Annotated in this window: 1 protein-coding gene; it reads left to right on the top strand. The window is 66.4% G+C overall.

Translation table 11 applies throughout. The annotated features are described in order from the left end of the window. Positions 1-32: 32 nt before the first annotated feature. Positions 33-1,051, top strand: a 1,019-nt coding sequence (locus ACIBBA_RS33565) for an IS256 family transposase (protein ID WP_396702912.1), incomplete at its 3' end; no start/stop codon positions are given.

The raw sequence follows: 1,051 nt of genomic DNA, 5'->3' as shown, positions 1-1,051 counted from the left end.
CGCCGTCGTTGGCTCGTGCGGCGGTTGACGAGATGATCGATGCCGGTTTGCTCGATGAGGTGATGCGTCGGGTGGATGCCGGTGAGGTGGCGTTGACCGGTGAGGGAGGGTTCCTGCCGGAGATGCTCAAGGCGGTGCTGCAGCGTGGTCTGCAGGCGGAGTTGACGGGGCATCTGGGTTATGAGAAGGGTGATCCGGCTGGGCGGGGGTCGCCGAACTCGCGTAACGGCAGCACGCCGAAGACGGTGCTGACCGAGGTGGGTCCGGTGCCGTTGGAGGTGCCGCGGGATCGGGCGGGCACGTTCGAGCCGCGGCTGGTGGCCAAGGGGGTTCGTCGCGCCGGCGGCCTCGACGACATGATCATCTCGTTGTATGCGGGTGGGATGACGGTCCGCGACATCCAGCACCATCTGGCTCGCACGCTGGGCACCGAGCTGTCCCACGAGACGATCTCGAAGATCACCGACTCGGTTCTCGACGAGGTCAAGGCCTGGCAGTCGCGGCCTCTGGAGGAGATCTACCCGATCATCTACCTCGACGCGCTGGTGGTGAAGGTCCGTGACGGGCACCAGGTGCGCAACAAGGCCGCGCACATCGCGGTCGGTGTCGACCTCGACGGAGTGAAGCATGTGCTCGGGATTTGGGTGCAGGCCGCCGAAGGGGCGAAGTTCTGGGCCGGGGTCTGCGCAGAGCTGCGCAACCGAGGCATCCGCGACGTTCTGATCGTCTGCTGTGACGGGTTGACCGGCTTCGCTGAGGCGATCGAGGCGACCTGGCCGTTGAGCACCGTGCAAACCTGCACCGTGCATCTGATCCGCGCCGCGATGCGGTTCGTGTCCTACACCGACCGCAAGAAGGTCGCGACGGCCCTCAAACCGATCTACACCGCACCCACCGTCGAGGCCGCCGAGGCCGAACTGCACGCGTTCGCCGAGTCCGATCTCGGCCGCCGCTACCCGGCCGCGGTCGCGACGTGGACGAACGCCTGGCAACGGTTCGTGCCGTTCCTGGCGTTCCCACCCGAACTCCGGAAGATCATCTACACGACCAA

It is taken from the genome of Micromonospora sp. NPDC051006 (assembly GCF_044456245.1).
Classification (GTDB): domain Bacteria; phylum Actinomycetota; class Actinomycetes; order Mycobacteriales; family Micromonosporaceae; genus Micromonospora.
This window is presented reverse-complemented; position numbering and strand designations above follow the sequence as displayed.